A 26,518-nucleotide genomic window follows, 5' to 3' on the forward strand; every position below is an offset into this window, starting at 1 on the left:
TCGTCTGATGGTAACTAAACCTTTATGCCATTGATCCAATGTAATTATGAGCAGCACGCCGCAGCGATGCTGGCCATGTTCAATGATGCCATTCGTACCTCAACCGCGCTATACGAGTACCAAGAACGTAGCATGACGGATATGGCCAATTGGTTTGCTAACAAACATGCTGGACAATACCCTATTTTGGGCATCGAAAATGATCAGGGTGTATTGATGGGGTTTGCCAGTTACGGCCCATTTCGTGCTTTCCCTGCATTTAAATATACGGTTGAGCATGCGATTTATGTCGCGGCAGATTGTCGCGGTCAAGGCCTAGGCGAGCAACTGCTCAGCCAACTCATCCTCACGGCCGAGCAAGATGGCCGACATACGATGATTGGCGCAATCGACACCAATAACCATGGCAGTATTGCATTACACAAGAAGCTGGGATTTAGCTGCAACGGCATACTCCCTCAAGTGGGATTTAAATTCGGGCGCTGGCTTGATTTAGCCCTGTACCAAAAAACCTTGGCAACCCCCGACTTACCCGTCGATGGCTAAGATAGAGATCTTGTGATGACCCATCCTCACCGCAGCTGGCACCCGAAAAAACTCGCCAATACCAAATGGACGGCCGTCGAGCCGCGGCAGCGGGAAAAGCACTTTATCGTCGTAAAGGTCACGTACAACGCCGACGATGCGCAAAAAGTCGAGCAAGTTACGCTCGAAGCGGTGCTCAGCAAACGCCATTTCACTTTGCATTGGAGCGAGCTGGCCGATGAAACCCAATGGTGCAGCGGCTGGCTGTAAACGAGGCGGCATTATTACCGGCAGCTCTAGCGGCTAGCTCAGGCAAAATGGCGTTTTGATTTGCTGGCGAACGAGCGATGCTGCGATTGATCACGCTATTATTTTGTTTTCTGGCCACCACGGCTCATGCCGTTGAGCTAGAAACCTCCCCCGCGATGGCCAAGGCATTTGGCGAGCATACCGGCACTTTTGTGCTGTACGACCTAAGCCAACAACGCTGGGTCGCTCATAATCCAGAGCGCGCGGCGCAACGTTTTTCACCGGCATCCACCTTTAAAATCCCCAATAGCTTGATTGGCCTAGCCAGCGGCGCGGTCAGCAGTGTCGACGAGGTGTTTTATCGCCACGACGGCCAGCCGAAATATCTAAAAAGTTGGGAACACGATATGGGGCTGCGCGAGGCGATTAAAATATCTAATCTGCCCGCCTATCAACAGCTAGCGCGCAAAGTGGGCCTCGGCCAAATGCAGCGCCATATTAGCCGCTTAAATTATGGCAACACCGAAATCGGCACGCAGGTCGACGAATTTTGGATTAACGACACACTAAAAATCAGCGCAATTGAGCAAAGCCAATTTTTAGCCCGCTTGGCGCAAGGTCAGTTACCTTATCCAGCCGTGCAGCAGGCAGCAGTGCGTGACATTAGCGAACTTGAGCGTGGTAAAGATTGGGTGCTGTACGGCAAAACGGGTTGGAGCGGCAGCAAACAACCTTCAATTGGGTGGTTTGTAGGCTGGGTTGAGCAAGGCGGGAAGGTCTATAGCTTTGCGCTGAATATGGATGCGCCCGATGCGAAGGCTTTGCCACTTAGGTTAGAGATTGCCAAAGCGAATTTGCGGCTATACGGCCTACTCAAATAAAAAGGGTATTTCTTTTTAGGCTAGATTCAAACAAGCCCAGAATGAAATACCCCATGGATCGGCAATTTGCAGCGATCAATTAGCCGCGGCTAGTTACGACCAGCAAATGGTAGCCAAATTGCGTTTTCACTGGGCCTTGCACTTCATTCAATGGCGCGCTGAAAACGACTTTATCAAATTCTGGCACCATCATGCCTGGGCCGAATGAACCCAAAGCGCCACCTTGTGCAGCAGATGGGCAGCTAGAATGTTCTGCGGCAACCGCAGCAAAATCAGCACCAGCAAGGATTTGCTCTTTCAGGGCATTGCATTGTGCTTCGGTACTTACGAGCAAGTGGCTGGCAGTGGCTTGAACCATGGGAAAACTCCAAAATGACGCGTTATGCGTGAAAATGGCTAGATGCAGGCAGTTCGCGTTTTTTCAAGCTACGTCATGATCCTTCGCCCGCTTGGCGGGCGCATCGTCCACTTCCCCAAGTTTTAACTGCGCCAAAGCACGCTCAGCCAACTCATGGTACAGATTGGCATTAAAGCGCCGCGCCACCGTCGAGGCGATCATCGTGGCGACCATAATTGAAATCACCATCGAATGGCCATCGGTCATTTCCATCAGAATAATCGCGGCCGTAATCGGCGCGCGGGTCACCGCGGCCAGCATCGCCGCCATACCGATCGCCATCAATTTCACCGTGACATTGGCGGCAAAAAATGGCGCAAACCAGCTGCCAACGCCTGCGCCCATCGCCAGCGATGGCGCAAAAATCCCGCCGGGTAGGCCAGTTAAAAATGTAGCTAATAAGCCAAGCAATTTCAGCGGCAGAAAATACCACGGCAACGATTGATGATTTTCAATGGCGGCCCGCGTGACTTCGGCGCCGCTGCCATGAATCGGCGCTATCATGCCCAAGACAGCAATAAAAAACCCGCACGCGGCAACAAAAGCGTACGGGCGTTTCTTTTGCCAGATTTGCACTGGGATAGGCAGCCACACCTTGATATTGAGACACAGCCAAGCAAAAGCACCGCCCATTAAGCCGCATAACACACTAATCAATACAACGGGAATCAGCTCGCTGCTAGCAAACACAAACGCCGGAGCATGGATACGACCGAAATAGATGTAGTCACCCTCAATCGCTAAGGACACTAAACCGGCCAAGATTACCGCGCCGAGTAATTTGCCCGACGTTTTCTCCTCAACCGAGCGCGCCATTTCTTCAAAGGCAAACACGATTCCCGCCAAGGGCGTATTAAAGGCCGCGGCAATACCCGCCGCGCCACCGACGAGAATGAGCTGTCGGCGCATTTCGGCGCTATCGTGCGGCAACAGTTGGCGCAGCGAATACATAATACTGGCGCCAATTTGAACGGTAGGCCCCTCTCGTCCCAGTACAAAGCCGCTAAACAAGCCCAAAATAATGCCCAGCGCCTTCATCGCGGCAATGCGTAAAGACAGTAAATGCCGTGTGACCAAAGGATGATTTGACGCCTGCAGCGCCGCTTTCGCTTGCGGAATTCCACTGCCATTCGCGCCCGGGCCGCAGCGATGCATGATCCAAGTGATCAATACGCCACCCGCAGGCACCAATAGCAAGGGCGCCCACCACCAGCGCCGTTGTATCCAATGAAACCCATTTGCCGCCCAATCGGCCGCCGCAGCCAAAGTAACGGCAGCAATGCCCACTAGTGCAGCGCCCAACCAGAACAGCAAGGTGGTTTTGGTTTTTTGCGGAATATCGAGCAACTTGGCGCTTATTTCGTGTAGCCGAATCATTTGCCATTAGCCTTTTAGGGCCATCGTTAATGGAGAAACTTGTCACCCCTGAGGTGGAGTGTTGCGCTGAGCATGAGTTATGCAGCCTGCATTAGATGGGCAATTTCTTTACGCATTAGCTCATCGAAGCGATAAAAGCCCGGAGTTTGTTTTTCCATCAGCGTTAAAGCATAGGCTGCGCCAGTGCCAAAAGCTTCCCGACTGATTGAATCATGAATAAATCGTACCGTTTGATATGGAAAGCCAAACACCACTTGATGATGACCGACCACGCCGCCCAAGCGCAATGAAGTGACGTCACTGACATTGAGCTCATGCGCCAGCCGCTTAGCGGTCCCCGAGACATCGGGCTTTTCTTTGAAATGCTCTTCCAACACAGCGATATCCACATTAGGAGCAATTTGATGCAAAGCTTTGGCCACAATCATCAAAAAATTAATTCCCACCGTGATGTTTGGGCTGCACATCACCACGATTTTATCGGCCAATTGCCGGGCAAAGTCGAGTTGCTCTTCGGTATGATTTGAATTGGCAGATAGAATATTGATACCAAGCGCTGCGGCAATGGTGCCATAGTCGAGCATGCTATCTGGACTAGAGAAATCGACGATGTAATCAACGGGATGATTTTGAAAGAGGATTTCATAATCTTGTGCCGAGCGAATATTCAACACAGGGAACGCCTCGGCAAATTGGCGTTGGTGATGGTTACGGTGCGCAACCCATTTCAAATCTAGCCTTGGATCCGCGTTCAAAATTGATGCAACGGCACGCCCCGCACGCCCAAAACCAACTAAGCCAACTCTCATCATACATTCACCTTTTGAGTTAAATCGTTGCCTGTATATATTTCAGCAACCACGTCTCCCTTTGGATAGAAATACCGAGCTTGTCGCTCGAACTTATAATCATTTTTTCATTGTGCGCAATCGCTTGCGCAAGATCGATCCAAACTGCTTGCAAGCCATTTGCGATCTCGCGTGGATTTAGCTGTGCAGCGCTTAAATCCGCTTTGATATGACACTGGTAACAATAAGAGCGCAAAAACATCACATCAAATTTTGCACGTGGGCTAGGTCGATACTCATCAACATAACCGAGGTATTGCTCGACATGGACCTCATAAGCACCAGTTTCTTCCAGCAACTCTCGCCTGAGCGCCGCGATTAAATCCTCACCACGCTCGACGGTTCCCCCTGGCAAACTGTAATCATTATGCCTTGCCGAATACATCAATAAGATTTGTCCGCCTTGCATAATCACGGCACGGACCGAACGCCGGTTTAGTATTCGGCGGTCAATATTGTGGATAGATGAATGAACAATCGTCGTTAGTAATTTCATGCGATAAGCGCAATTTGGTCTACCTCAACGACTCAAATCAGGTCTGAGCAAGCGCAATCGACGTCGACGCTGGCCACATGATGAAAACCATGAGGAGCTTGGATAAGTAAAGCTCCAATATCAGAGCCAAGCCACAAAGCAGCTCATAATGAGACACTGCGTGCCCTCAATGATGCCGTCATTAGCAACCCTAGCCCACAAAAACATTTGTACAAATGTTTATTTGTGCAATTTTGCAACAACACGGCGCACCGTCTAGCTATCAGACAGCGGCGTTTTTTCGCCCGCATCCAATTCCAGCGAGCTCATATTTTCCAGCAATAAGGCAAGGTTTTGGTGTAAATCACGCAGCGTTGCATACGGCAAGCGGGCAAGTGCATCGGGCAACAAGCCCTTAACCGGACCCGGAGCCCCATCGAGTTTGGCAAGGCCACTAGTGGTGGGATACAAACGGATTGAGCGCGCGTCTTCCAATGATTTTTTGCGCTCGATTAACGACAAGGAGACCAGTTTTTCGACCAGATTACTGGTGGTTGATTGATGTAGGGCCATCGCTTTTGCCAAGCCAGATACGGTAATGCCTGGCGAACTAACAACCTCATGCAATGCCCAAAGTTGCGCGCCACTGATCTCTAACTCGTCCTCGATCGCTTGAAAGTGCTTGCGAACCGATTTAAACACCACGCGAAATTGCTTTAAGACTTCAACATCGAGTTCGAGTGCCGATAGCGCTTTGTTTGTCATGCTTTGCCCACATCAAATACATTTGCACAAAAATAATTACCAGCCCAACTCACCCACTCAATCGATCTCGTCGACCTCGGTTGCAGGGTCAAAGTGATGCAGCACAAAGCAATCTTCCCAACCATCATCGCCTTGCGCGATAGTCATTGTGGCGCGTTGCAATTGGAATGCGAGCAATGAGTTTTGGTAAATCCGCTCTTGGCACTCATGCCATAAAGCCGGCAGATCGTTGGTTTTATATTCAAAATTAATATACGCGCCATTTTCCTCACCTTCGGTGACGCGATGGGCAATCACCAAAGGCTGATCGGCAAAGGCTTGCAGTGCCGCACGTGCCTTGGCTTCATCCATCGTGGGCACTAAGTGCGGTTGTAGCTGAATCAATAAAATGCGCGTAGTCATCCCGTTTTGCCTGTAAAAGTAATCTAAAGCCGATGGCGGCATTTTACGCCGATTTTGAACCAACACGGGCGAATCAAGTTAATGGTTAATTCATAGCAAGGCATGGCGAGAAGTGTCACAATGCCCATTCGCATTTAGGCAATGGGATGAGACAAAATGGCGCAATTTCAGGTGTTTATCATTGGTGACGAAATCCTGAGCGGGCGGCGACAAGACCAGCACTTCGCCGTGGCGCTCAAAACATTGCAACAGCATGGCCATCAACTGACGGGGGTGTGCTATTTACCCGATGAACCAGCCGTATTGGTGAAGGCCTTTCGCGACACGCTGAGTAGCAACAGCAATGTCATTTCATTTGGCGGCATTGGTGCCACGCCGGACGACCATACTCGGCTTGCTTTAGCCGAGGCGGCTGGTGTTGAACTACAGCGCCACCCCGATGCCGCGACTTTGATAGAGGAAAAATACGGCGAGCAAGCTTTTCCGCATCGCATTCAGATGGCCGATTTTGCCGCAGGAAGTAGCTTAATTCCCAACCCGATCAACCAAGTGGCGGGCGCATTTTTTCGCCAGCATGCACTGCTGCCAGGCTTTCCCAATATGGCGTGGCCAATGATGGAATGGGTCTTGCAAACCCATTTCACCGACGGCCAAGCACAGCACGTCTGCAGCATTATTGTTCCCGACGCGCGCGAAGGTGAATTGGTTGGGCTAATGCAGGACTTGGTGGCGGCTCATCCAACAGTTGGCTTTAGCAGCCTGCCCAGCTTTGGCAACGCCAGATACGCCACACCGCATATTGAATTTAGCACTAGCGGCGAACCAGATGCCGCGCAAGCGGCGATGCAGTACCTCTGCGCACAATTGGATGCAGCGGGCTTAACATGGTTTACCAGTAGCCCACAGACCGCGGCTTGACCCCATCAGCCGAGGAGATTCGCTGGGCGCTTTTGATTGGTCGCAGCGCGAACTTAAGCGGGTATATCAACTAGTTCATCAAACTGCATCACATTGCGCGCCACAAAATTGGCTTAGCTAATTAGCCGCAGATACATACCCAGCGTATAGCGCTAAAGATCAATTAATCATTGGTCCAGATGCGAATACACCCAAGAGCACCCTTTCTTACTAAAACTTTCGTTTAAGCAGCTAAAACTAAAATTGTTTTCGTGCATTTCTTTGAATATAAATAAGGAACCACTAATTCCTCGTATCAACTCGTGAGCAATGAAACAAACTGACCAAACTTTACTCGAGCAAATGAGGATCTCTGATTTCGATATTGATCATCGAAAAACATTATTTGGCCTCAATCGAGCTGATATCGAAATCTTGGTGCAGTTTCACAGCACGGTCGAATTGCAAATTGATCACGTCGTTAATCAATTTTACGAGTCACAAACCAGTGTTTCTGAGATCGCTCTGTTGATCGGTGATGCAGACACACTGAATCGACTTCGCTCGGCACAACGCCGCTACGTGCTTGATTTATTTAGCGGGGTTTACGACCTTGAGTATGTTAATAATCGGCTACGAATTGGGCTTGTCCACAAACGGATTGGCGTTGAACCTAAACTCTATCTCGCGGCAATACACACGCTAAAAGAGTTACTCACGCAACTTATCAGTGATTCAATTCAAGACGATATGCGGCGCAAACAAACCCTACAAGCCCTAGAAAAACTGATGATGTTCGACATTGCGCTGGTATTTGAAACCTATATTCGCAGCTTGGTCTCTGAAATTGAGTCATCCAAAAACAAATCAGAGCAATATGCTCGTGCTCTCGAAGAAAAGGTACGGGAACGCACCAAACAGCTTGAAGAGGTATCTCGTACCGACCCCCTCACTGGCTTATTAAATGTGCGTCAACTCTCGGAAACGCTCACCAAAGCGCTGCGACAAGCTGATCGTCGACACGAACCACTTGCGCTAGCGTACATCGACATCAATGATTTCAAACTCATTAATGACACACACGGCCATCAGCGTGGCGATGAAATCTTACGCTTTGTTGCCGATGCCATTGAGCAAGTTTCCCGCGAAGAAGACACCTGCTTTCGCTATGGGGGTGACGAATTCTGCGTCTTGCTACCCAACTGCAGTCGTGAACAGGCCGAGGAAATCTTTATGCGCCGGCTTTATGAAGAAATGTTAAAGCGAGAGGAATGCATTTCACTCAGCATCGGCTGCGCCTCAACCATCCCCGGACAAGCCATGACCCCTGAAGCCTTATTACGTGCAGCCGATGCCAATATGTACATCATGAAAAATGCGTTTAAATCACGTCACCACAGTGCCGAGGGTGACACTCATGACACATCACCAACTAGCGCTTAAGAGATCGCTTGAATTTTTTTCGCCACGACAATCGCCAGTAAACCTGCGAAACAGCTCAGCAACCCTACCCAAGCATAATTAGCCAAACGACCGTCAGCTCCTTGCGTCAGAATTAGTCCTGCTGCCAATGAGGCCGCGCCTGAAGCAAAATTTTGTATCGCGGAATTAAACGCCATCAATCGCCCACGTAAATGCGGATAGCTTGCCGCAGTGACCATGGCCGTCGCCGGAATAAAGCGCCCACTCACAAAGACAAAAAACAAAATCGAGAACAACAAATGCCATGGCAAAGCCAAAGGCAAGCTTTGCGTGACTAACACAATCGGAATAAAACTCAATAAAATTAGACCACTAACAACTTTCACCTTGGGGTAGCGATCGCTCAAGCACCCAATGATCGGCCGACTCACAATCGTAGCCGCCCCACCCACCAAATAGACATACATCAGGTCATGCGGCGAAATACCCACATTGGCCACCATTGTCGGGGCAATAAAGGGAATCACCAAAAACCCAGAAACCATCAGCATCGCAGTAAGCCCCACCGCCCACCAATGATTCTGTTCTGATAATAATTCGCGATAACTCTCAACGAACGTAGCGTGCCGATTCAAAGAGGCTAAATGCGCCCGTACTGCTGGCACCCACAACACGATGGCAATCGCGATAGCGACACAAATAAGACTTAAAGCAATAAACGGCACTCGCCAACCATAATGGGCCGCGATCCACAAGCCAATTGGTACTCCTGCTACCGCAGACAGCGAAAACCCCAGCATCACCCAGCTCATAGCCTGGCCACGGCGCTCGGGCGGAATAATATCGCCGACAATCGCGAGACAAATCGAGCCAATCACTCCGCCAAAAATGCCCGCCAAAACCCGTGCGAGTAACAAGCTCACATAGCTCCCAGCCAAACCACACGCTAAGGTAGCGAGTGTTAAACCAGCGAAACAAAATAACAGCGAATGGCGACGATCGAAGCGATCGGCGATCGAAGACGCCAATAACGAGGAGGCGCCCGCCGCCAAGGAATAGGCAGAGACCAGTAGACTAAACTGGGCGGTGTTGATGTGCATTTCAGACATCAAATAAGAGGCCAGTGGCATCATGATCATGAAATCACAAATAGTGATAAACATCACCAACATCAGCGTGATCAGCATAGCCAGTTCATTACGAGCGAGAGACATGATTATCCACAATCGGCTTGATTACATCGAAAAGTCGCGGGGTATATTATGCAAAATAAATACCATTAAAGTCTGCGCACCAATACACATCTGGCGTATATCCAGACTAATTTAGTTAGGCGAAACACCATCAGCCAAGCAGCGGGTCACCAACAATTGGTCAATTTTATAGTGATCAATATCGACCACCTCAAATTTAAAGCCCGCATGCACAACAAAATCAGTCCGTTTGGGCACTTTGCGCAGCATATACATCATAAAGCCCGCGATGGTTTCGTATTGATCGTCATCGGGAAAAGATTCAATCCCAAACACACGCTCCAAATCACCAATCGCCGTCATACCATCCACCAGCCATGAGTTGGCATCACGCTGTACAATCTGCTCTTCTTCCAAGGCCAGTCCCTGATTGCCCACCAAGGCGCCGGTAATGTCGTTCATCGTGATCAGACCAACGACCAAAGCATATTCATTAATAATCAAGGCAAAATCTTCACGCGCCGCTTTAAATTGCCCCAATATTTCGGCCAGAGATAAGGTTTCGGGCAAGATTAACGCATTACGCAATAAACCATCACCACGCAGTGAAATACTCTCACCGCGCAAAACATGATTCAAAATATCTTGCGAATCAACATAACCAATCACCTGATCGATATGACCAGTGCAGACCGGAAATTTGGCGTGTGGATTAGCGAGGATCTTGGTTTTGATGCTCTCTTCAGACTCAAGGCGATCGATCCAAATAATACTCTCGCGCACCGTCATGCTGGACGGCGCGGTTCTTTCCTCCAGCTCGAACACGTTTTCAATTAATTGCTGCTCTTGTTTGGCCACCACGCCACTTAAAGCGCCTGCATTGGCCAGCGCCAAAATATCGTCGGTGGTGATGTCATTAACTCGAACTTCGGGTAGGCCAAACAGCTTCATCACTTGATTCGCCAAACCATTAAAAAACCAGATAAAGGGCCGGAGTAATTTCACGCATAACAGAATCGGCCGCACAATCCGCACTGCAACAGGTTCAGAGAGCACCATGCCGATCCGTTTTGGTATTAAATCCGCCATTAAAATAAATGCCCCTGTAACCAGCAAAAATGCCGCCGCCGAACCCAAGGTGAGCGCTGTTTCAGGTGAAAAAACATAGCTAAATAGCCCAGTGAAGGCCTGTGAATACACGCTTTCCCCGACAACACCGGCCAAAATAGCCACTGCATTCACACCAATCTGCACGGCAGTAAAAAAATGCCCCGGTTGAGCTAATAGCTCAAGGACTAAGCCAGCTCGCTCATCCCCCTCATCACGCATTTGCGCTAATTTCAATTTACGACTTGCCGCCAGAGAGATCTCGGAAATGGAGAAAAACGCACTGATCAGAATCAGCACCCCGATGAAAACTGAACTCGTCAAAACACCCATATTTAATCAGCTCCGCGAAAGCTTTTCTTACCCATAGCATAACGAGTAATCGCCGCTTCCAATAGCGATTCCTTGTTAAGCTCTAATTAAATCCGCGCAGCAAAGAAAAACATGTCGTTTTACCGGAAAAAATTTGGGCTTTGTCGCGCCAACTGCTAAACCAAAAGTAGAGCGAAGCGTATGAACTTCGCGCTCACAGCATGGAGGGCATCATGGGCAATAGCAGAACCAAAGGCCGTATTACAGTTTCATCCCGCATTGATTTTGTTCGACTTGCATCCGAGCAAATGAACGATGCCATCTTGGTCCTGATTTACGATGCCGCAGACGAGCGCACCACAAAATCTAGAACCACCTTGGTGAATTACCTGAACGACATTGGCATGATGACCTTGGCGCAGGCCATTGAGGCGCACAAATCGATTGTCATGTTTGAAAACGCCGACGATGCGATTCAAGCTTGGCAACAAGTCAGCGATCATAGCCATGCACTAGGCGCTCATTTATTCTGGCGCGGTCTACAAGATGATGCAGTTCATCATGCGGTAATGCAGGCAAGACCGAAAGAAATCAGTCCTCTTGTTCATCATTAAGAGCAACCAACAGCCTATAACAAGAGCGCCAAGGGCGCTCTTAGCATTTGTATAAGCCGTTTATTTGTTTTTTCTAGCTTCTGCGCAAATTTACATTACATTTCACGCCACAAGTCGCATCCTGCCGTTACAATTTACCCGATTCTTAAAAATGACAAATAGATTGTTTTAGCATTGCGTCAGGGAGGGGTATGCAAACGTCACATCCAGGTGGATTGTATCTATTGTTTGCCACAGAAATGTGGGAGCGTTTCTCGTATTATGGTAATCGTGCATTACTTGCCCTCTTTATGTTGTCAGCGCTGTCATTCGACAAACAATTCACCGCTGCGCTGTATGGACAATACACTGGGCTAGTCTTTCTAACGCCATTAATTGGCGGCTATATCGCCGATCGCTTCTGGGGTAATCGTCGCTCAATTATGGTCGGCGGCGGACTTATGGCCGCTGGGCAATATTGCCTCTTTGCTTCAGGGTCGTTTTATACACAACTGGATATTGCTATTCCCTTTTTCTATCTAGGCTTAGGGCTGATTATTCTAGGAAATGGCTTATTTAAACCCAATATCTCTACGCTCGTTGGTCAGTTGTATGCCCCGCAGGATAAACGTAAAGATGCCGCCTACACGATTTTTTATATGGGCATTAACCTCGGCTCCTTCTTTGCTCCGCTCATCTGTGGCACGTTAGGTGACACAGGAGACCCAGCCGACTTTCGCTGGGGTTTCTTCACCGCAGGTACGGGGATGCTGATTGCGATGCTGGTGTTTGGCTATTTCCAGAAAAAATACTTGGTCGATCCATTGGGCAACCAGATTGGGATGGCACCAGAGGCAAGAACGAAAGCTCAAACTCAGCGCCGTAATGCCCCTCTCACTCGAGTTGACTATGATCGGATGCTGGTCATCGGTGTGATCTCATTTTTTGTAATATTCTTTTGGGCTGCCTTTGAACAGGCAGGGGTTTCACTCACTTTTTTTGCAAATGAAAACCTAGATCGCGAACTATTTGGCTGGACCGTTCCAACCTCATGGTTTCAAGCACTCAACCCAATTTTTGTCTTAGTTTTTGCACCGATTTTTGCGCAATTTTGGGTGAAGCTAGCCAAAAAAGACCTAGAACCCGCTTCACCTACCAAGATGGGGCTTGGTCTATTGTTACTTTCTGCGGGTTTTTTGATTATTGCACTAGGGGTCAAACAAGTTGCTCCGGGTATTAAATTATCCATGATGTGGCTGATCGCTATGTACTGGCTGCATTCGATGGGCGAGCTGTGCCTGTCGCCGATCGGCTTATCATTGGTCAATAAACTATCGCCAGCAAAATTTGCCTCTTTGCTGATGGGGGTTTGGTTTTTATCCACCGCCGCCGCCAATTGGTTTGCCGGAATTCTGGCAGGCTTCTACCCCGAGACTGGAAAGCCAACACCAAATTTCCTAGGCTGGCCAATCGCAACATTGAACGATTTCTTTATGTTGTTCGTAATAATGTCTTTTGTGGCTGGCGCACTGCTATTGCTGAGTACCAAACTACTGCAACAACGCATGCATGGTGTGAACTAGTAGAACTCCACTCGCAAGAATGGCGCCATGTAAGCCGCAGTTGGCTCTAGATTGGAAATGCCTCTGTTTAAATTGGTAATTTTACTTCAAGGTATTGAGAAATACGTCCAAGCATCTTGAGTGTACGTCCACGATAATTTGCGTTTTCAATTCACTTTTAATGAACTTAGCCCTCAGCGGATTTGAACACTGCAGAGCGGTAAATGCATTGAATAGCTTATGTCGACTTGGAAGCAAATATACATTGGATGCTTGGCCCTATTTTCCGCGAGTGAAATCATTCCTGCAGCAGAAACTAGCCTTCGCTCTAAACCGGTTTTGGCCAGTAAAATAGCTGGCGAATATCAAAATGTGTCACAAAAGAGCAAAGTTTCGAAAAAAAAGGCCAAATTAGAGACTCGCCTGAGTGACAGCGAACGCAACATATTGATTCTGAATGCCTTTAACGAGGCCAGGGGTGAAAGCACGCATGGCATCAAAGCAGTTCTTGGCGTCACCATGGCCCGAGTCGCTTCAAGCTGCTATCCCGATTCGGTGCAAGCTGTGGTATATCAGCGTAAACAATTTTCTTGGACACATCAGAAAGGTTCAGCACGCAATCTGACGAACGCGGCGCGCATGGATGCAAAAGCACTCCATCAAGTGAAATCAATCGTCGATCAATATATTGCTGACGGTGCAAAACCCAGCAAAGCGCTGCTCTACCATGCCACGCATGTAAAACCTAAATGGACCAAATCACCTGGAGTGACTCGAGTTAAGCGCGTAGGAAGCCATCTGTTTTATGATCTCAAGAATTGCTAAACCCACCTTGCTTGCCCTCATCATTCTTGCTAGCTCTGTTAGCTACGCGGACTGTGATGGGCTCAAGAGTAAGAAAATTCGCCTCTCTAATGGCTCAACCTTACTCCATAGCGGTGGAGATTTATTTCGTGCAGAAGGATTAGAATCTGACACATATAGCCTGCAATTAAATCAGCGCAAATATGTGTTGATGCGCGTTAATTACGAGCACTTCAAATGCTTTGATTAGTTTTGCTCAACTGGTGTTGAACACGTTGAGCCAAACAACGCGGACACAAACAATCGCTGAATTGATTTTGATCCGGCACCGCCAATACCGCAGGCAGATGCATACACCAGCAGATCTCATTCTCGACCAAGGCCATACAGCTAAAAGCTGCCCCGCATTGTTGGCAGATCTTGTCAGATGGCGTGTTGCAGGACATGATCAATTAGTCGATGTAACTCAACAGTTAGTGCTCGAATTGAGCCCTCAAAATCCCATTCTTCATCACTAACCTGAACTGTATTAGAAATGGCACGCACTTGTAAGAATCGTTGCTGCTCGGCCAAACAAACCTGAAAAAACGCTGCGCCTTCCATATTTTCAATATCGATACCCTGCTCCGATGCAAATGGCGCCATCGCCACATTCAAAGAATTGCTATGCGCATGCGGCAATGGCAAGTGTTCGCGCAGGTAGGGACAATCCCAAGAGCGCGTTACATTTAAATCCATTGCCAGATCTAAATCCGCCAAATGTGTAAATCCTTGTGGAGTGAAAAAGCCTAAGTCAGCCTCACGCTCACTACGGACTAACACCACATCCCCCACTTGAAATTGAGAGCTTGGATAAACGCCCGCAATACCGGCCATAATGAGTAAATCAGCCTGGTGACGAGCAATAATTTTACTCGTTTGATACGCACTTGAGCTTAAGCCAACACCGCAAAACTCAATCTCGACATCCTCGCGGTTAAAAAATTGGGCCTCGGTGCGAGTGGGAAACACAACGACGATTTTCATTAGTCTGCTAGCAAGATAGGAGTATTCAAGAATAGCATTCTAACCGCCTTCCCTTCTTCCATCTTGGATTTAAAATTACGCCACACCAACACAAACCATTGGAAAATTCTGCAACATAATTTCATTGTTTGTTAATATTACTAGCCAAAATTAGCAACTACCCTACAATAAAAATCAAATCAGAATAACTTGATGCGCAGGGATAATCGCAATGGATCGTCAAGCAGCCCTCACGGAATTTTTCGAACAATTTTCGCTCGCATATTCATCTTTGAATGTCGATGCCGTGACATCGACATTTAGCATGCCATTTATGACTAATGTGAATGGTGATATCACCCATTGGAGTGAATTCGACCCGCTCTATCAAACCACCAAAACCTTGTTTGACTGGTATTACCAGCAAGGCTTTCGTAGTGCCCACTATGAGATTGTGGATCAGGTTTTTGTCGGCAGCGACCATGCCACAGTTGAGCTACGCTGGCATGTTGCACGCGAAGATCAGCATTATTGGATTCATTACACAGGCTACCAACTGCGTTGGATAGAGGAGCAATGGAGAATATGCGGCATTATGCAAATAAGCACGCCTGAGAAATCATCATTCATGCCGATCAATGAGAGTGAGGAAGCTTGGTCTCCACTTGCTTTGGCAGAAGCGGCACTAGGCGATGAAATTCAACGACCACAAAAAGCCCCCGTTTAAATACCCCACTAACAAAAAACCCAGCGTGATGCTGGGTTTTTTGTTAGCGGCAGGCCAATTACTTCAACCAATCCACTTTACCGGTCGATACATCCAACATTGCGCCAACAATTTTGATTTGACCTTTGTCTTCCATTTCTTTCAACACTGGGCTCATCTTACGGATTTTTTCAACCGTGAATTTCACGTTTTCAACCGTTACATCGTGAACAAACTTATAGTTTTTCGAGTTGCGTTCGCCGTCGGTTTTAGTGGCATTCACAGCTGGCATGAATTTTTCCAGCAAACCAGTCAAGTTGCCCATTTTCACGTTATCACACGCGCCTTTGATCGCACCGCAAGACGTATGGCCCAATACAACGATAGAGCGTGAGCCGGCTACTTTAGCCGCGAATTCCAAGCTGCCCAAGATATCTTCGTTTACCGTGTTACCCGCTACGCGGGCATCAAAAATTTCGCCCACGCCAGTGTTGAAAACTTGCTCTGGTGCCGAACGTGAGTCAATGCACGCCACGATACTTGCCAATGGATACTGACCCAAACCAGTTTGTTTTACTTGTGCTTTGTAATCGTATTGATATGACTTACCACTCACAAAGCGCTCGTTACCCGCTTTCAGAATTTCGATTGATTGCGCAGGCGTTACGCTAGCTTGAACAGCTTTAGTGATGGTTTTGCCCAGTGCATACGGCTCAGGCTTTACAGGTGCAGCAGCCTTGTCATCAGCAGCGTGAACTGCGCTCATCGCAAAAACAGCAGAAAACGCTAAAGCTTGGAATAGTTTGGTTTGTTTCATTGATCGCATCCTTTTTTATAAGTCATCGAATTGCGTGAAAATTAAATTCACCCACACTTTGTAAGGGTATGACTTACAAAGTTCACTGCTCAACCAAAAAAAGTTCCCTTACTGACAAACGGTAATATTACACACTCCGCGCCGTCTATTTATGCAAACCGAAAAGCAGGGTTATTTTCCGAGTGCCGACAGGATGGTTTCCGGGGTTTCATTCGCCACCATCACCTCGCGCACGCGATTAAAAGCAGCGGCGGCTTCTTCCGGGTACTTACCGAACGAGGTGAGATTGCTGTGCTTCCAGCCAGCCGCATGCATCACCTGATTACGAAATTTGGGGCCATCGAGCTTGCCTTCTGCCATTTGCAGCAAGGCTCGTTCGATTAACACGTGGGGAAATGGGTCGCGCGAAATGGTACTAAAATGTAGGGGTAAAACTTCATTAAATTGCATGATGACACCCAGATGCTTGAGATGAAGTACCTCTATCTAAGGTCATATTTGCCGATATTGCCAGCGCAAAATACGCCTTACTCAATCAAAGCGCCATGCAACAATCCGGCTGACTTTTTGTCCCTGCGCCATCTCTAGCGTTTGCACCTCGGCCGCGCCCACGCGTTTTAGTGCGCGATAAATTTGTGGCAGATTATCGCTTTTCGAGACCAAGCTGGTAAACCAACCCACTTGGCGGGCAAATTGCGCGCTCTCGGCGATCATTTGCCCAATAAAACGCGCTTCGCCCCCTTCGCACCACAATTCATTACTTTGCCCGGCGAAATTGAGCTTCGGTTGCAGCTGCGCTTTATTGGCTAAACCCAGATTGCGTAATTTACGATTGCTGCCCGCCGCCGCATCAGCCGCCGAGGCGTGAAATGGCGGGTTGCACAGCGTGAAATCAAAATAATCGTCGGGCCCAATAATGCCGCTAAAAATGTGCTTGGGCGTGGTTTGCAAGCGCGTTTCCAAGCCGTCTTTCAGCACAGCATTGCTCGCAAAAATCTGCGCGGCGTTTTGCAGCGATACCGCGTCAATGTCCGAGCCAACAAAACGCCAGCCGTAACTTGCTCGCCCCAGCATCGGGTAAATTGCATTCGCGCCCACGCCAATATCCAGCCCGCAAATTGCGTCACCGCGTGGGATGTCGCCCGTTTTGCTCGCCAATAAATCAGCGAGGGTATGTATATAGTCGGCACGGCCTGGAATAGGCGGGCACAAATACCCCTCTGGCGTATCCCACTCGCGTATACCATAAAAATGCGCGAGCAATGCCCGATTTAAGGCCTTCACTGCCTTTGGGTCAGCAAAATCAATGCTGTCGTCGCCATAGGTATTTTTCGCCACAAATGCAGCCAGCTCAGGGCTGGCCGCAATCAGCGCGGCAAAGTCATAGCGACCTTGGTGCGGATTGCGCGGATGCAGCTTGGCGGCTGGCGCTGATGTTGATCGAGTGGGCTTTTTCTTTGGATTTGGGCGGTTCATGGCAAATTCAGGCGCAAAACAAGCTGTCAGCCTAACAGAAAAACAGCAGAAAGCACGCGCTTCTTGCGCCAAAACACACACAGCCACGCGGGCTGCTGCTAGACTTGTCGGCTATTTTGTTTTGCGCTTCGTGAAGGGTAGAAAGATGAGCAGTACGCGTGTTTTAACTGGGATTACGACGACGGGCACTCCGCATTTGGGCAATTATGTTGGCGCGATCCGCCCTGCTATTGTGGCCAGCCAATCAGCCGACACCGATTGCTTCTTTTTCATGGCCGACTACCACGCGCTAATTAAGTGCGACGACCCTGCGCGTATCGAGCGCTCGCGCCTGGAAATCGCTGCGACTTGGCTGGCCGCCGGGCTTGATCCAGAACGCGTGACTTTCTATCGCCAATCCGACGTGCCTGAAGTGACTGAACTCAACTGGCTGCTGACCTGTGTGACCGCCAAAGGCCAGATGAACCGCGCACACGCGTACAAGGCCAGCACCGACATTAACGAAGCCGCCGGTGAAGATCCGGATGCCGGCATCACGATGGGCTTATTCTGCTACCCGATTTTGATGGCGGCGGATATTTTGCTGTTTAACCCGCATAAAGTGCCGGTGGGTCGCGATCAGATTCAGCACATCGAAATGGCGCGCGATGTGGCGGCGCGCTTTAATCACCTGTTTGGCGCCGGTAAAGAGCTGTTTGTGCTGCCCGAAGCGCATATCGAAGAACACGTTGCGACCTTGCCCGGCTTAGACGGCCGCAAAATGAGCAAATCGTACGACAACACGATTCCGCTGTTTGAAGGCGGCAGCAAGGCGCTGAAAGACGCGATTGCGCGCATCGTTACCAACAGCTTGTTGCCGGGCGAGCCGAAAGACCCAGATTGCCACTTGGTCACGATTTACGAAGCATTTGCCACGCCAGAACAAGCCGCGAAATTCCGCGCTGACTTGGTCGCAGGTTTGGGCTGGGGCGATGCGAAAAAACAATTGCTCGAGCTGATCGAAAGCCACGTCGGCCCAATGCGCGAAAAATATCAGGCATTGATGGCGCACCCAGAGCAGATCGAAGAATTACTGCAAATCGGCGCAGCTAAAGCGCGTGCGATTGCCGCCCCGCTGTTGAAAGAAGTGCGCGAAGCCGTGGGCCTGCGCCGCATGAACGCGTTGCCAGCCGTCAAAGAAAAAGCCGTTAAAGTGGCGCTGCCGGTGTTTAAGCAATTCCGCCTCGCCGATGGCCAATTCTATTTCAACTTTAGCGATGCGCACGGCAAACTGCTGCTCGACAGCGCCGGTTTTGCTTCGGGCAAGGACGCGGGCCAATGGGTTGGCAAGTTGAAAAAAGAGGGCGTTGCCGCGCTGGGCAGCGACGCGCCAGTGAAATTAGCCGACGGCATTAGCCTTGATGACGTTGCCGCCGCGCTGACGGCACTGACCGCCGAATAAACCCTCCTGATGTATTGCCCTGTAGCCGAATACCAAATTTAGCTACAGAGCAATACCCTAGCTAGCCTTGGCAATCGGAATATCACTCCAGCGCGTGGTCCAATATTTCGACAAGTTGTTCTGCCGCATCCCCCACGTTGGCGCGACACCAGCGCTGGCCAGTTGAATTGCGCCGCGCCCCCAGCGTTGGTTGATTTGATCGAGCGTGGCGTTCAGCTGCGCGCGCTTCAGTGGATCGGCGCTTTGCAAAAATAAATGCCCCTGAATCGCATGATTGGGCTGTAAATCGCCGAGCATCACGCCAGCTTTGGCGTAGGCAAACCCCGGTCGATAAATCCGCGCCAGCATCCACAAGGCTACCTGCGTAAGTTTCAGCGTGTCATTGCTCGGCTGCGCCAGCGGCAACACCACATGGCGGCGATATTGTGCTTCGCCGTCGCGAAACGGGCTGGTGCGGATAAATAAGCCAACGCTCCCCGCCACCGAATGCTGGCTACGCGCCTTTTCGGCAGCGCGTGCGATATAGGTGCTCACCGCCTCGGCGAGCTGTTGTTCGATTTCAATACTGCGGCCAAACGAGCGCGAGCATAAAATCTGCTGCTTATCGGGTTTGACCTCTTCCAGCTCTAAACAGCTCTGGCCGTTCAGCTCGGCAATCGTGCGTTGCACGACCACGCCATAACGCGCGCGCATTGTTTCCGCACAACTTGCCGCCAAATCGGCCACCGTATGTATGCCATCCTGCGCTAGTCTCTTAGAGAACTGGCGACCAATACCCCACACTTCTTCGCTAGGATATTCGCTCATCAACTGGTTTTGCGTCGCGGCATCGAAGCGAGTCCAATCGCACACGCCATCCAGCTCGCTGCGTTTTTTGGCCAGATGGTTGGCAAACTTGGCCAAGGTTTTGCTCGGCGCGATGCCGACACACACTGGCAAACCAGTCCACTGCAACACGGTACGGCGAATGTCTTGCCCCAGCGCGGTATAGTCGCCCGCGATGCCCGCCAGCCCCAAAAAGCACTCGTCGATCGAATAGACCTCTTGCTGTGGGCTAAACTGCGCCAGCACTTGCATCACGCGCTCGCTCATATCGGCGTACAGCGCGTAATTGCTGCTAAAAGCGTGCACGCTCTGCCTTAGGGCAAGTGCCTTGACCTGATGCCAAGCGGTTCCCATCGGAATGCCCAGCGCCTTGGCTTCGAGCGAGCGAGAGATAATGCAGCCATCGTTATTGGACAATACGACAACCGGCTTGCCATTCAGGCGTGGCTCAAACACACGCTGGCAACTCACGTAAAAATTATTCACATCGACCAGCGCGATCATCGCGATTCAACCACCCACGCGCGCACCACGCCCCAGATCGCCAGCTCTTGCTCGTCGCCCAGCACAATCGGCGTGTAGGCTGGGTTTTCGGCCAGTAGCGCCAGCTTTGCGCCACGGCGGTACAAGCGCTTCACGGTAAAATCGCCGTCCAGCACCGCCACCACCACATCATTGTGCTGCGCGGCAAGCGCACGATCGACAATCAGCAAAGCGCCGTCGGGAATACTGCGCTCGGCGTGCGCGCTCACCATGCTATCGCCCGCCACGGTAAAGTAAAAAGTCGCCTCGGGGTGCGTAATAAAGCGCCGATTTAGATCGACCCTATCCTCAACCCAATCGGCGGCGGGCGATGGAAATCCCGCCGGCACCGCCACGCCAATCAGTGGCAAGGCGCATGGCGCGGCGTTGGGCTGCGCTGGGTAAGGGCCAAATAATAAGCTCATGATTGCATTCCTCATGCCATATCAAGAGCTTTATTATAGAACGATCGTTCTATAATTTCAGTTTTTAATCTGCCGTTTGTCACTCATACGCCATACTCAGTCGAGCTGACGATTCATGGAGCGAGGATTTTTGCAGCAGTTGGATGAATTCAGCCAATGGTTGCGGGCGGCCAAAGTAATAGCCTTGGCCAAATTGCACCCCAAGTTGCTTGAGGCGTTCGGCTTGGCTGGCGTTTTCAATCCCTTCGGCAATCAGTTGCGCCCCGACCGCATCGGCAATCGCGATAATTTCTGGAATCAGGCTAGAGCGCAAAGAGGCGTCCTCCATATCCCACACAAAGGAACGATCAATTTTCAGATAATCTGGCGACAAACGTTTCACCGTGCCTAGGTTGGAATAGCCGGTACCAAAATCATCGACCGAAATCACATAGCCATCGCGACGCAAAGCTTCTACATCGGCAAATAGCTCATCACTCATGCCATATTCGGTGACTTCTACATTGAGCAAGAAACGCTCATCGTGCAGCTCGTTCAGCAACGGCGCCAAGCGAGGGTAACGTATGTTTTCAGGAAAGAAATTGAGCGCCACTTTGAATGGCTGTACGGCATGAGTCGGCAGATGTTGCTGCAGCTCATACACCGCCTTGCGTGCTACGGCAGCATCGAGCTGCCACGCTAAATTGGCCTCGCGAATCAGCGGAATCACTTGATCGGGAAAGAGGACATTCTCGCCATCTTGCAAGCGCATCAAGACCTCACAACCGATGATTTTTTGCGTGCGTAAATCAACAATCGGCTGGTACATGCAAATTACATTTTCGGCATGACACAGCTGGGCGATGCGATTGGGCAGCAAATTGGCTTTATCGAGCTTAATTTTCACAAAACTCGCCAATAGCAGCGCCAAACCAGCAGCCAAAACCAAGACCAGCGCCAGTAATGTGCGATGCTTTAACAATAATGAGCGCCACTCCAGATAACTTTGCACAAAATAACCGGTTTGCGGCACATTACTGCCCAGCACAAAGCGCTGCATAGGCCAATCGACTCGCCACCAGAAACTCCCCTGCTCGGATTGCCGCAATTCGGGCAATAAGGGTGGTAACAGCTGGTCTTGCAAACGCGGCGCAGACCAAATGATCTGGGCCTGCCCAGCAGTTTGCGAAGGATGATCGAGCCAAATAGCGTCGACATGATGAAGTTGCAAAATCTGCTCAGAGAGCTGGCGATCAAGCAAGGCGACAAAATGGCCATTGCTAACCATATTCATCAGCAGCAAAGGCGCGTGGGGGTGGGTGTAGACCTTAAAATTATGCCAACTTTGATAAGCACCCAATTGAAAATCGGCTGCGGGCAAGCTACGTGGCGGCGTGAATATGCCTTCACTACTGAGGCAAGCGAGCTGTCCGCGCTCATTTAAAAAGCCTAAGGCACGGATATGCAGACGCGTGAGCAGGTGCTGGCGCATCAGCTGCAAATTAAGCTTGGAACAATCGTGCATGCCATGGCTTTGCATAAATTGCAGCGATTGCGCGATTTCTTGATTACTCCGCGCCAAACCTTCGCTGGCCAATTGGTGATCGTGCTTCGCCTCGGCAAATAAGCCGTTGAGCAGCAACACCATTGAAATCAATACAGTGAGCGCAAAACCCAGCAGCGCCACGATACCGCTGCAGAGATAGGGATATTGCTGCGCATAGCGAAACCAGGCGGGCTGTGACATGCGGGCAAACCTGAAGGAAATAAGCCCATTATCCTGCAAGCATAAAAAAATGAAAATGTAATTTCACAGAAATAATTGGTCAGATTTTTACTAGGCTAGCATGCCGTGGCAAAGCGATCGAAATGATTGCGGCCAAGGCGATAAAGCCGACTGAGATCCACAAACACGCAGCCAAGCCGGCGGCTTGGTAAACCCCGCCCGACAGCACCGTGCCGATCAGCCGCCCCATCGCGTTGGCCATATAGTAAAAACCAACGTCGAGCGAAGCGCCGTCTTCTTTGGCGTAGCTCACGATCAAATAGCTGTGCAGCGACGAATTAATCGCAAACAACACGCCAAAGGCGAGCAGTCCACCAACCAGTATTAGCTGTAAATCCAGATTGGAATTAACCCCCAGAGCAATACCGACGGTGAGTATCATCAGCGGCAAAGCCCACAATACCGCCGCGCGGCCATCGGGCACTTTGCCCGCCTTTTTGCCGGTTAAATACGGTGCCAGCGTTTGCACGATGCCGTAGCCAATCACCCAGCTGGCAAAAAATGCCCCAACCGCCCAATCTGCCCAACCCAAAGTCGTCGCCATAAACACCGGCAGCGCCACGACAAACCACACATCGCGCGCGCCAAACAAAAACAGCCGCGCTGCGGACAAAATATTCACCGCACAGCTGCTAGAAAAAATCTCGCCAAATTTGGGCTTATTTTTCGCCTTGCCCAAATCCGCCTTTAAACTCAATAAACTCGCGACCCACACCAACAGCAGCACCAGCGCCATCGCCCACATGGCGCCAGCAAAGCCCAAGCTCGCCAGCAACACGCCACCAAGGAAAAAGCCAACGCCTTTCAGCGCGTTTTTCGAGCCAGTCAGCAGGGCCACCCATTGATACAGCTTGCCTTCCGCCGCCGCGCTGCCGGCTGGAATTAGCGCTTTCACACTACTTTTCGCGCTCATTTTATTCAGATCTTTCGCAATCCCCGACAAAGCCTGCGCAGCCATCACCCACGGCACGGTCAGCAGCGCCGTTGGCACGGTTAGCGCCAGCAGCGCAATCACCTGCAGGCCAAGGCCGATATTCATCGTTTTATTCAAGCCAATCCGCGCGCCCAGCCAGCCACCAACCAGATTAGTCACCACGCCAAACAACTCGTAAAACAAAAACAGCAGCGCGATATTGAGCGGACTAAACCCAAGCTGATGAAAATGCAGCACCACCAACATCCGCAAAGCGCCATCGGTCAGCGTGAAGGCCCAATAGTTGCCGGTGATGATTAGGTATTGGCGGATGGCGGGGGAGAGGGTGGATAGCATATTTAAATATTGCTCTGAATGCGCGTTGATGATTGTTATTTAGTGCCTTCGGCACAATGATTTACAGTCGCAATCCGCGACAAGGACTTACTTCTCTTGCTTCGCCAAGAGAAGTAAGCAAGAGAAGGCGACCCGGGCGAAAAGCGCTCCGCGCTGCCCTTGCTTCGTCGTGAGCCAAACAAAAGGCCGTTTGTCTCTCTCCTCGCCGCGGTTTTCGCTACACGGGAATTTCAACCCCAGACCTACCATCGTGCTCTGAATTAACACTATGTTGCGCAAGCACACCTAACCATAAAACTGAAGCCTACTCTTAGACCTCGTAGCCCCGCTTAGCCCAGCGTAATCTGAGGCTTCGCGCACATTCCCCGAACGGACGCTAATCGTCCCTACCGCTCTAAAAGTGGCATTTAACTAACTAGTTAGAGCGGGTAAAACTTTGGAATGATTGTGTTGTGACTATTTGCGGATTCAGAAATATTTTGCAAAAGAGTTACGTAAGAATTTTTATTTTTAATACTAGAAAATTCAGACTGCATTGAAATATAATTATGCTCACCAATATGTGGTCTTATAATGGAAAGACATTGCTCAATGTGCATTATTGCATTTGAAACATAAACTGACCGTGCGTAATTAAAACTCAAGAACAAAAAAGCAATATTGAAAATATCATGTATGCTGTTGCGAGTTTTTCCTCACTTTCTTTGATGGAGGCTTCTAGTGTTTTTATCTCACTTTTTAGAGCAATAATATCTTTGTTTTTATTCTCTTGTACGGTATTTTTTGTTATAGAATTTACCCTGTTATAATATTCCGATGTAGCCCCCGTAAGCCCAGACGACAAAATAACTAATAAGAACATCAATGTCATTATTGGCTTGTGCGTGTTTCTTCTGGCGACATCCTTATAAATTGAATCAATTGAAGCAGTAAGCCCAAGTGTGCCAATCTTTAATATGACCTTCGTTGTGCCGGATATAAATGACTTTACGAGATTTTCCCATAAAAAATTTGTCATGATACCGACGAGAAGTGGTATCAAAATTAGAAGTATTAGGTCTTGTTGAGTTAACTGGGTCATCTTTATGCTACTTAGATTGGAGAGTAAAAATCAATAGATTAATTTAAATATGGCCAAGCAATTCAATTTGTTTTTACAAAATGTTGATTGCCCATTAATCTACAAAGATATTTTCTAATTAAATAGAACTTTATTTGCCAAGCGCGTGGTAGGATGAAGGGGCGTAATCCAATAAATACATTGCATATACAATCCGAAGGGGCGATTACGCTATGCTAGTCGCCCGTACAAAATTACCCACCGCACACGAAAGAGTATATCCAATGGAAATTCTTTATAAAAAGCTCCCCCAGCATATCCCATGACTATTGATCTGCCAATCCCACCTGCTTCATCAACTCCGCCGTGCGATTCACATAACCCCATTCATTGTCGTACCACGCGTACAGCTTCAATTGCGTGCCGTTGATGACCATCGTCGATAGCGCGTCGATGATGCTGGAGCGTGCATCGCCACGATAGTCGATCGACACCAATGGGCGTTCTTCATAGCCCAAGATGTCTTTCAAATAGGTTTCGGATGCGGCTTTCAGTAGGCCGTTGACTTCGTCGACGGTCGTGGCGCGTTCTAGCTCGAATACACAATCGGTCAGCGAGGCGTTGGTCAGCGGTACGCGCACGGCGTGGCCGTTCAGGCGGCCTTTCAGTTCGGGGAAAATCTCGGTGATTGCGGTGGCTGATCCGGTTGAAGTCGGGATCAAACTGGTGCCGCACGAGCGCGCACGGCGCAGGTCTTTGTGCGGGGCGTCGATGATGGTTTGCGTGTTGGTTAGATCATGAATCGTCGTCATGCTGCCGTGGCGGATGCCGAGCTGCTCGTGGATCACTTTGACGACCGGCGCGAGGCAGTTGGTGGTGCAGCTGGCGGCAGTGACGATGCGGTGGATGCTCGGGTTGAACAAATGATGGTTCACACCAACCACCACATTCAAAACGCCCGGCTCTTTGACTGGCGCGGTGACGACGACGCGTTTAACGCCTTGATCGAGGTAGGCTTGCAGCAGCGCGGTGGTGCGCATTTTGCCTGAGGCTTCGATCACCACGTCGCAGCCGGACCAATCGGTGTCGCCAATCGCGGTATTGCGCGTGGTTTTGATGTGAGAGGTGCCAATCAGAATATCGTCGCCTTCGGTCGTGGCTTCGTGCGCAAAGCGGCCATGGATCGAGTCGAAATTGAGCAAATGCGCCAAAGTCGCCGCGTCGCCCGCCGGATCGTTGATCTGTACAAATTCAATTTCCGGCCAGCCCCACGCTGCGCGCAGTGTTAAACGTCCCATACGGCCAAAGCCGTTGATGCCTACTTTAATCGTCATTTTTTTATTCCATATTGCTGATTGATTCTGCACATTGCAGTCTTAACCCCGTTCGGCCTGAGT

Annotated in this window: 28 protein-coding genes; 10 read left to right on the top strand and 18 right to left on the bottom strand. The window is 49.8% G+C overall.

The window, feature by feature from the left end; all coding sequences use genetic code 11:
- Positions 1-24: 24 nt before the first annotated feature.
- The 3 genes from NT239_08140 (at position 25) to blaOXA (ending at position 1,655) form a co-directional block, all read left to right on the top strand.
- Complete coding sequence (locus tag NT239_08140) at positions 25-546, top strand: GNAT family N-acetyltransferase (GenBank protein XGA69774.1); 522 nt, start codon at positions 25-27, stop codon at positions 544-546.
- Between the two features lie 15 nt (positions 547-561).
- The gene (locus NT239_08145; GenBank protein XGA69775.1) at positions 562-795 is read left to right on the top strand and encodes a TIGR02450 family Trp-rich protein; all 234 of its coding nucleotides are present in this window, start codon (positions 562-564) and stop codon (positions 793-795) included.
- A 77-nt stretch (positions 796-872) separates the two neighbouring features.
- Positions 873-1,655 (top strand): class D beta-lactamase, encoded by a 783-nt coding sequence (gene blaOXA / locus NT239_08150; GenBank protein ID XGA69776.1) that lies wholly within the window; start codon positions 873-875, stop codon positions 1,653-1,655.
- Between the two features lie 79 nt (positions 1,656-1,734).
- Here the strand turns inward: blaOXA and NT239_08155 are convergent, their stop codons facing one another.
- From NT239_08155 to NT239_08180, 6 genes are all read right to left on the bottom strand, one after another.
- Positions 1,735-2,013, bottom strand: coding sequence for a peptidylprolyl isomerase (locus tag NT239_08155; protein XGA69777.1), 279 nt, complete (start codon positions 2,011-2,013; stop codon positions 1,735-1,737).
- 63 nt (positions 2,014-2,076) lie between these two features.
- Positions 2,077-3,429 (bottom strand): chloride channel protein, encoded by a 1,353-nt coding sequence (locus NT239_08160; GenBank protein XGA69778.1) that lies wholly within the window; start codon positions 3,427-3,429, stop codon positions 2,077-2,079.
- Between the two features lie 77 nt (positions 3,430-3,506).
- Entirely contained in the window at positions 3,507-4,241 is a 735-nt protein-coding gene (locus NT239_08165; protein XGA69779.1) for a hypothetical protein, read from the bottom strand.
- Between the two features lie 16 nt (positions 4,242-4,257).
- On the bottom strand, positions 4,258-4,773 hold the full coding sequence (locus NT239_08170) for an NUDIX domain-containing protein (GenBank protein ID XGA69780.1): 516 nt from the start codon (positions 4,771-4,773) through the stop codon (positions 4,258-4,260).
- Between the two features lie 255 nt (positions 4,774-5,028).
- Positions 5,029-5,517, bottom strand: a complete 489-nt coding sequence (locus NT239_08175) for a MarR family winged helix-turn-helix transcriptional regulator (GenBank protein XGA69781.1) — start codon at positions 5,515-5,517, stop codon at positions 5,029-5,031.
- Between the two features lie 57 nt (positions 5,518-5,574).
- A complete protein-coding gene (locus tag NT239_08180; GenBank protein XGA69782.1) occupies positions 5,575-5,919 on the bottom strand; it encodes a hypothetical protein in 345 nt (114 codons plus the stop codon).
- A 156-nt stretch (positions 5,920-6,075) separates the two neighbouring features.
- Here NT239_08180 and NT239_08185 point away from each other — a divergent pair, with 156 nt between their 5' ends.
- Both NT239_08185 and NT239_08190 read left to right on the top strand, forming a co-directional pair.
- Entirely contained in the window at positions 6,076-6,837 is a 762-nt protein-coding gene (locus NT239_08185) for a molybdopterin-binding protein (GenBank protein XGA69783.1), read from the top strand.
- A 309-nt stretch (positions 6,838-7,146) separates the two neighbouring features.
- Entirely contained in the window at positions 7,147-8,259 is a 1,113-nt protein-coding gene (locus tag NT239_08190) for a diguanylate cyclase (protein XGA69784.1), read from the top strand.
- Here the strand turns inward: NT239_08190 and NT239_08195 are convergent.
- Together NT239_08195 and NT239_08200 are read right to left on the bottom strand one after the other, a co-directional pair.
- The gene (locus NT239_08195) at positions 8,256-9,452 is read right to left on the bottom strand and encodes an MFS transporter (protein XGA69785.1); all 1,197 of its coding nucleotides are present in this window, start codon (positions 9,450-9,452) and stop codon (positions 8,256-8,258) included. The genes NT239_08190 and NT239_08195 overlap by 4 nt on opposite strands.
- A 111-nt stretch (positions 9,453-9,563) precedes the next feature.
- Positions 9,564-10,871 (bottom strand): hemolysin family protein, encoded by a 1,308-nt coding sequence (locus tag NT239_08200; protein ID XGA69786.1) that lies wholly within the window; start codon positions 10,869-10,871, stop codon positions 9,564-9,566.
- Positions 10,872-11,083: 212 nt separating this feature from the next.
- Here NT239_08200 and NT239_08205 point away from each other — a divergent pair, with 212 nt between their 5' ends.
- The 3 genes from NT239_08205 to NT239_08215 all read left to right on the top strand — a co-directional run bounded on the left by NT239_08205 (position 11,084) and on the right by NT239_08215 (position 13,830).
- Positions 11,084-11,464: a hypothetical protein gene (locus tag NT239_08205; GenBank protein XGA69787.1), complete on the top strand. Its 381-nt coding sequence runs from the start codon at positions 11,084-11,086 to the stop codon at positions 11,462-11,464.
- A 191-nt stretch (positions 11,465-11,655) separates the two neighbouring features.
- Positions 11,656-13,026, top strand: coding sequence for a peptide MFS transporter (locus NT239_08210; GenBank protein ID XGA69788.1), 1,371 nt, complete (start codon positions 11,656-11,658; stop codon positions 13,024-13,026).
- 219 nt (positions 13,027-13,245) lie between these two features.
- The gene (locus NT239_08215) at positions 13,246-13,830 is read left to right on the top strand and encodes a cell wall hydrolase (GenBank protein ID XGA69789.1); all 585 of its coding nucleotides are present in this window, start codon (positions 13,246-13,248) and stop codon (positions 13,828-13,830) included.
- A gap of 402 nt (positions 13,831-14,232) precedes the next feature.
- Here the strand turns inward: NT239_08215 and NT239_08220 are convergent, their stop codons facing one another.
- Positions 14,233-14,835: a purine phosphorylase gene (locus NT239_08220; protein ID XGA69790.1), complete on the bottom strand. Its 603-nt coding sequence runs from the start codon at positions 14,833-14,835 to the stop codon at positions 14,233-14,235.
- A 211-nt stretch (positions 14,836-15,046) separates the two neighbouring features.
- Between NT239_08220 and NT239_08225 the strand changes: the two genes are divergently transcribed.
- Positions 15,047-15,541, top strand: coding sequence for a hypothetical protein (locus tag NT239_08225; protein ID XGA69791.1), 495 nt, complete (start codon positions 15,047-15,049; stop codon positions 15,539-15,541).
- A gap of 58 nt (positions 15,542-15,599) precedes the next feature.
- On the opposite strand, the gene NT239_08230 is transcribed toward NT239_08225, so the two are convergent.
- The 3 genes from NT239_08230 to rlmF all read right to left on the bottom strand — a co-directional run bounded on the left by NT239_08230 (position 15,600) and on the right by rlmF (position 17,813).
- Positions 15,600-16,337, bottom strand: coding sequence for a carbonic anhydrase family protein (locus NT239_08230; GenBank protein ID XGA69792.1), 738 nt, complete (start codon positions 16,335-16,337; stop codon positions 15,600-15,602).
- 171 nt (positions 16,338-16,508) lie between these two features.
- On the bottom strand, positions 16,509-16,787 hold the full coding sequence (locus NT239_08235; protein XGA69793.1) for a hypothetical protein: 279 nt from the start codon (positions 16,785-16,787) through the stop codon (positions 16,509-16,511).
- A gap of 81 nt (positions 16,788-16,868) precedes the next feature.
- On the bottom strand, positions 16,869-17,813 hold the full coding sequence (rlmF, locus tag NT239_08240) for a 23S rRNA (adenine(1618)-N(6))-methyltransferase RlmF (protein XGA69794.1): 945 nt from the start codon (positions 17,811-17,813) through the stop codon (positions 16,869-16,871).
- 145 nt (positions 17,814-17,958) lie between these two features.
- Between rlmF and NT239_08245 the strand changes: the two genes are divergently transcribed.
- Positions 17,959-19,254, top strand: coding sequence for a tryptophan--tRNA ligase (locus tag NT239_08245; GenBank protein XGA69795.1), 1,296 nt, complete (start codon positions 17,959-17,961; stop codon positions 19,252-19,254).
- A gap of 57 nt (positions 19,255-19,311) precedes the next feature.
- Here NT239_08245 and NT239_08250 read toward each other — a convergent pair whose 3' ends face one another.
- The 6 genes from NT239_08250 to NT239_08275 form a co-directional block, all read right to left on the bottom strand.
- Positions 19,312-20,583: a Y-family DNA polymerase gene (locus NT239_08250; protein XGA69796.1), complete on the bottom strand. Its 1,272-nt coding sequence runs from the start codon at positions 20,581-20,583 to the stop codon at positions 19,312-19,314.
- A complete protein-coding gene (gene umuD / locus NT239_08255; GenBank protein ID XGA69797.1) occupies positions 20,580-21,026 on the bottom strand; it encodes a translesion error-prone DNA polymerase V autoproteolytic subunit in 447 nt (148 codons plus the stop codon). The genes NT239_08250 and umuD overlap by 4 nt, the downstream gene beginning before the upstream one ends.
- Before the next feature lie 79 nt (positions 21,027-21,105).
- Positions 21,106-22,752 (bottom strand): EAL domain-containing protein, encoded by a 1,647-nt coding sequence (locus NT239_08260; GenBank protein XGA69798.1) that lies wholly within the window; start codon positions 22,750-22,752, stop codon positions 21,106-21,108.
- A 79-nt stretch (positions 22,753-22,831) separates the two neighbouring features.
- On the bottom strand, positions 22,832-24,061 hold the full coding sequence (gene arsJ / locus NT239_08265; protein ID XGA69799.1) for an organoarsenical effux MFS transporter ArsJ: 1,230 nt from the start codon (positions 24,059-24,061) through the stop codon (positions 22,832-22,834).
- Positions 24,062-24,701: 640 nt separating this feature from the next.
- Positions 24,702-25,142: a hypothetical protein gene (locus tag NT239_08270; GenBank protein XGA69800.1), complete on the bottom strand. Its 441-nt coding sequence runs from the start codon at positions 25,140-25,142 to the stop codon at positions 24,702-24,704.
- Positions 25,143-25,447: 305 nt separating this feature from the next.
- Positions 25,448-26,455 carry an ArsJ-associated glyceraldehyde-3-phosphate dehydrogenase gene (locus NT239_08275; protein XGA69801.1) on the bottom strand — a complete coding sequence of 336 codons (1,008 nt, stop codon included), beginning with the start codon at positions 26,453-26,455 and terminating at the stop codon, positions 25,448-25,450.
- Between the last annotated feature and the right edge of the window lie 63 nt (positions 26,456-26,518).

The sequence above is a fragment of the Chitinibacter sp. SCUT-21 genome, assembly GCA_041874755.1.
Lineage (GTDB): Bacteria > Pseudomonadota > Gammaproteobacteria > Burkholderiales > Chitinibacteraceae > Chitinibacter.

Bases quoted from the DNA above. Each gene is read 5' to 3' on its own strand.
- blaOXA (XGA69776.1), top strand. From the start codon at position 873: ATGCTGCGATTGATCACGCTATTATTTTGTTTTCTGGCCACCACGGCT.
- NT239_08210 (XGA69788.1), top strand. From the start codon at position 11,656: ATGCAAACGTCACATCCAGGTGGATTGTATCTATTGTTTGCCACAGAA.
- NT239_08140 (XGA69774.1), top strand. From the start codon at position 25: ATGCCATTGATCCAATGTAATTATGAGCAGCACGCCGCAGCGATGCTG.
- NT239_08220 (XGA69790.1), bottom strand. From the start codon at position 14,835: ATGAAAATCGTCGTTGTGTTTCCCACTCGCACCGAGGCCCAATTTTTT.
- NT239_08155 (XGA69777.1), bottom strand. From the start codon at position 2,013: ATGGTTCAAGCCACTGCCAGCCACTTGCTCGTAAGTACCGAAGCACAA.
- umuD (XGA69797.1), bottom strand. From the start codon at position 21,026: ATGAGCTTATTATTTGGCCCTTACCCAGCGCAGCCCAACGCCGCGCCA.
- NT239_08185 (XGA69783.1), top strand. From the start codon at position 6,076: ATGGCGCAATTTCAGGTGTTTATCATTGGTGACGAAATCCTGAGCGGG.
- NT239_08200 (XGA69786.1), bottom strand. From the start codon at position 10,871: ATGGGTGTTTTGACGAGTTCAGTTTTCATCGGGGTGCTGATTCTGATC.
- NT239_08205 (XGA69787.1), top strand. From the start codon at position 11,084: ATGGGCAATAGCAGAACCAAAGGCCGTATTACAGTTTCATCCCGCATT.
- NT239_08270 (XGA69800.1), bottom strand. From the start codon at position 25,142: ATGACCCAGTTAACTCAACAAGACCTAATACTTCTAATTTTGATACCA.
- NT239_08230 (XGA69792.1), bottom strand. From the start codon at position 16,337: ATGAAACAAACCAAACTATTCCAAGCTTTAGCGTTTTCTGCTGTTTTT.
- NT239_08145 (XGA69775.1), top strand. From the start codon at position 562: ATGACCCATCCTCACCGCAGCTGGCACCCGAAAAAACTCGCCAATACC.
- NT239_08165 (XGA69779.1), bottom strand. From the start codon at position 4,241: ATGATGAGAGTTGGCTTAGTTGGTTTTGGGCGTGCGGGGCGTGCCGTT.
- arsJ (XGA69799.1), bottom strand. From the start codon at position 24,061: ATGCTATCCACCCTCTCCCCCGCCATCCGCCAATACCTAATCATCACC.
- NT239_08190 (XGA69784.1), top strand. From the start codon at position 7,147: ATGAAACAAACTGACCAAACTTTACTCGAGCAAATGAGGATCTCTGAT.
- NT239_08195 (XGA69785.1), bottom strand. From the start codon at position 9,452: ATGTCTCTCGCTCGTAATGAACTGGCTATGCTGATCACGCTGATGTTG.
- NT239_08235 (XGA69793.1), bottom strand. From the start codon at position 16,787: ATGCAATTTAATGAAGTTTTACCCCTACATTTTAGTACCATTTCGCGC.
- NT239_08250 (XGA69796.1), bottom strand. From the start codon at position 20,583: ATGATCGCGCTGGTCGATGTGAATAATTTTTACGTGAGTTGCCAGCGT.
- rlmF (XGA69794.1), bottom strand. From the start codon at position 17,813: ATGAACCGCCCAAATCCAAAGAAAAAGCCCACTCGATCAACATCAGCG.
- NT239_08260 (XGA69798.1), bottom strand. From the start codon at position 22,752: ATGTCACAGCCCGCCTGGTTTCGCTATGCGCAGCAATATCCCTATCTC.
- NT239_08160 (XGA69778.1), bottom strand. From the start codon at position 3,429: ATGATTCGGCTACACGAAATAAGCGCCAAGTTGCTCGATATTCCGCAA.
- NT239_08275 (XGA69801.1), bottom strand. From the start codon at position 26,455: ATGACGATTAAAGTAGGCATCAACGGCTTTGGCCGTATGGGACGTTTA.
- NT239_08180 (XGA69782.1), bottom strand. From the start codon at position 5,919: ATGACTACGCGCATTTTATTGATTCAGCTACAACCGCACTTAGTGCCC.
- NT239_08225 (XGA69791.1), top strand. From the start codon at position 15,047: ATGGATCGTCAAGCAGCCCTCACGGAATTTTTCGAACAATTTTCGCTC.
- NT239_08175 (XGA69781.1), bottom strand. From the start codon at position 5,517: ATGACAAACAAAGCGCTATCGGCACTCGAACTCGATGTTGAAGTCTTA.
- NT239_08215 (XGA69789.1), top strand. From the start codon at position 13,246: ATGTCGACTTGGAAGCAAATATACATTGGATGCTTGGCCCTATTTTCC.
- NT239_08245 (XGA69795.1), top strand. From the start codon at position 17,959: ATGAGCAGTACGCGTGTTTTAACTGGGATTACGACGACGGGCACTCCG.
- NT239_08170 (XGA69780.1), bottom strand. From the start codon at position 4,773: ATGAAATTACTAACGACGATTGTTCATTCATCTATCCACAATATTGAC.